This is a genomic window from Paraburkholderia sp. Ac-20342 (assembly GCF_017104985.1).
GTDB lineage: Bacteria > Pseudomonadota > Gammaproteobacteria > Burkholderiales > Burkholderiaceae > Paraburkholderia.
Window position 1 is genome coordinate 1 of sequence record NZ_JAAGPQ010000190.1, and the last position, 3,386, is coordinate 3,386.

Genomic DNA, 3,386 nt, shown 5'->3' on the forward strand with positions numbered 1-3,386 from the left:
GCGCAAGCGCGTCGCCGGGCCGCTCGTCGCGCCGCTCGCGGCCGGCGAAGCGCGCCTCGTGCGCGTCGGCGGACAGGCCGCGATCGCGGTCGGCGACAGCCAGGCCATCGGCGTGCTTGCGCAGGCCTGGCGCACGATCAACGTATCGAACCAGCTCGTCGTGCACGGCATCGATAGCAGCATCAACGGCCGGGCCGACGTCGTCGCGCTTTCCGCGCTCGGCGGCGAACCGGCGACACTCGACGTGTACGCCCAGGCGTCGTGGAGCGCCGCCTTCGACCTCGGCGCGGTGGCGGGCGCGGGCCGTCTGCCCGACGCCGTGGTGCTGGATCTCGCGGGCGCGCCCAATAGCGATGGCGCGAGGCCGGTCGCATCGATCTATTTCAACGACGTGCTGATCGGCGCGCAGCTGCTGGACGCCGGCGGCCGCGCACAGCGCGTCACCGCTCACATTCCGCGCGCCGCGCTCGCGGCCCGCAACGTGCTGCGCGTGACGTTCCAGCGCCAGCCCGGCAGCGGCTGCGCGATGGCGCAGGGCTATCCGGCCGCGGTTCTGCCCGGCAGTCATCTGACGCTCGCGCGCGCCGACGGCGACGACACCTTCACCGGCATGGTGGGGCGTTTCGCGCAAGGCGCGACGCTGGTCGTGCCGGCGTCGTATCTCGCCGACGCGACGGCGACGCTGCCGCGCGTGGCGCGTCTGGCCAACGCGGCCGGCGTCGCGCCGCAACGCGCGGCGCTGAATGTGAGCCCGGACGGACAAGCAGCGGCGCCCGCCGGCGCGTTTCTCGCCATCGACGTGCCGCTGGCCGATCCGAAGTCGCACGTGCGCATCGCGGACGGCCGCCTGACCATTACCGGCCCGCGCGGTGCGATGCTTTACGACGTGAGCGGCGTCGCCAACCTGGCCGAAGTCGGCGTGATCGACGTCGAGCATGCGGGCGGCACGGCAGGCGTGGTCTACCGCAGCGTCGGCACCCATGCGCCGCCGCTGCCGACGGCCTTCCAGCTTTCGCACGGCGACGTCGCCGTGATCGACCGCAGCGGCGTGCTCAAGCAGCTCGATACCATCCACGAAGGCGATCTGGCGCCGCAGACGGGCAGCGCCGCCACGCCGTGGACGCGCCAGTGGCTCATCTGGTTCGTGCCCGCCGTCGTGGTGGCCGGGTTCGTCGCGCTGCTGCTGCTGGCCGCCTTCGTGCGTCGCCGCAAGGCGCGCCGGTCCGCCGGCGAGTGAGTCCGCGCGCCATGGGTCTGTATTCCGGGTACTACGCCGCGCAGTATTTCGAACTGCTGCAGTACTGCGCGGGCTTCGTCGCGGTGCTGATCCTGCTGTCCGCGCTCGACGACCTGTTCATCGATCTGTGGTACTGGGCGCGCGAGGCGTGGCGCGCCGCGACGGTCAAGCGTGCCTACCGGCCGCTCACGGTCGCGCAGTTGCAGGCGCGCGAGGAGCAGCCGCTCGCGATCATGGTGCCGGCATGGCTCGAATACGACGTGATCGCCGCCATGATCGAGGACATGGTGCGCGTGCTCGACTACCGCAACTACATGGTGTTCGTCGGCACCTATCGCAACGACGCGCAGACCATTGCGGAAGTGGAGCGCATGCGCCGCCGCTACCGGCAACTGCACCGCGTCGAGGTGCCGCACGACGGACCCACCTGCAAGGCCGACTGCCTGAACTGGGTGATCCAGGCGATCTTTCGCCACGAGCGCGAGGCGGGGATCGAATTCGCGGGCGTCGTGCTGCACGACAGCGAGGACGTGCTGCATCCGGTCGAGCTGAAGTTCTTCAATTACCTGCTGCCGCGCAAGGACATGATCCAGCTGCCGGTTGCCTCGCTGGAGCGGCACTGGTACGAACTCGTGGCCGGCACCTACATGGACGAGTTCGCCGAGTGGCACGCGAAGGACCTCGTGGTGCGCGAGAGTCTCGCGGGCGCGGTGCCGTCGGCGGGCGTGGGCACCTGTTTTTCGCGGCGCGCGCTGCTCGCGCTGGCCGAGAGCACGCAGAACCAGCCCTTCAACACCGACAGCCTGACCGAGGACTATGACGTCGGCGCGCGGCTTGCCAGGCTCGGCATGCAGTCGATCTTCGCGCGCTTTCCGGTGCAGTTCCGCTCCCGCCGCGCGACGTGGTTCGGTTTGGGCAAGCCGCGCGAGGTCACCATCACGATGCCGCTGTGCGTGCGCGAGTTCTTCCCCGACACGCTGCGCACCGCCTACCGCCAGCGCGCGCGCTGGGCCCTCGGCATCGGCTTGCAGGGCTGGCAGCACACCGGCTGGAGCGGCTCGCTCGCCCACCGCTACCTGCTGTTTCGCGACCGCAAGGGGATCGTGACCGCGTTCGTCAGCATGGCCGCCTATGCGCTGCTGATCCAGTTCCTGCTGTTCATGGGCGCCAGCGCGCTGGGGCTGCCCGTGGCGCTGCTGCCGTCGCCGTTCGTCAATTCCACGTGGATGCACGTCGTGCTCGGGCTCAATGCCGTGGCGCTGCTGCTGCGCGTCGTGCAGCGCGTCTACTTCGTGACGCGGCTGTACGGCTGGGAGCACGGCGCGATGTCGATTCCGCGCATGGTGGTCGGCAACTTCGTCAATTTTCTGGCCGTGTCGCGTGCGTGGCGGCTGTTTCTCGTCCACCTCGCGACGGGCAAGCGGCTCGCGTGGGACAAGACCATGCACGATTTTCCGACCGCGGACGGCCTGACGGGCGGCCGCCGCCAGCGGCTCGGCGAGCTGCTGCTGTCGTGGCGGGCGATCGACGAGCAGCAGCTCGCGCATGCGCTCGACGACTGGTATGCGCGCGAAGCGCCGCTCGGCCGCGTGCTGATGGCCAAAGGCTGGCTCGACGAGGAAACGCTCGCCGAAGCGATCGCGTTCCAGGCCGACCTGCCGCATGCGGCGCTCGATTTGCGCCAGCTCGACGCCGATCGCGCGCGTCTGCCAGTTGATGCGTCGATCCGTCATCGCGTGCTGGTGCAGGGCACCGACGCGGCCGGCCGCGCGATCCTGCTTACCGCGAGCCCGCTGCCCGAGCCGACGCTGGCGGAGCTTGCCGAGGCGCTCGGGCAGCCGGTCACGCAGCACATCGCGCGCGAAAGCGACGTCGTGACGGGCCTGCGCCTGCTGCGCGGCACGCCCGAAGCGCTGGAGCCGGCCGCCGCGCGTGTTCCGCTGCTCGGCGATCTGCTGATCGAACTCGGCCACGTGACGCGCGAGCGCTTCAACGCGGCGCTGAACCTCTATCGCCCGGACCGCGACGGCCGTATCGGCGACTTCATGGTGGCGCGCGGCGTAATCAGCAGCAGCGCGCTCAACGATGCGATCGCGGCGCAGGCCCGCGCGCGCGAGGCGGGGGTGCCCGTCACATGAGCCCTGTCGCG

Annotated in this window: 1 protein-coding gene and 1 pseudogene; both read left to right on the forward strand. The window is 70.6% G+C overall.

What is annotated here, in order from left to right:
- A pseudogene (locus tag G3N58_RS33545) lies at positions 1 to 1,237 on the forward strand (cellulose synthase); the annotation flags it as partial.
- A gap of 11 nt (positions 1,238 to 1,248) precedes the next feature.
- Positions 1,249 to 3,375, forward strand: a complete 2,127-nt coding sequence (locus tag G3N58_RS33550; protein WP_206001337.1) for a glycosyl transferase family protein — start codon at positions 1,249 to 1,251, stop codon at positions 3,373 to 3,375.
- Positions 3,376 to 3,386: the final 11 nt, after the last annotated feature.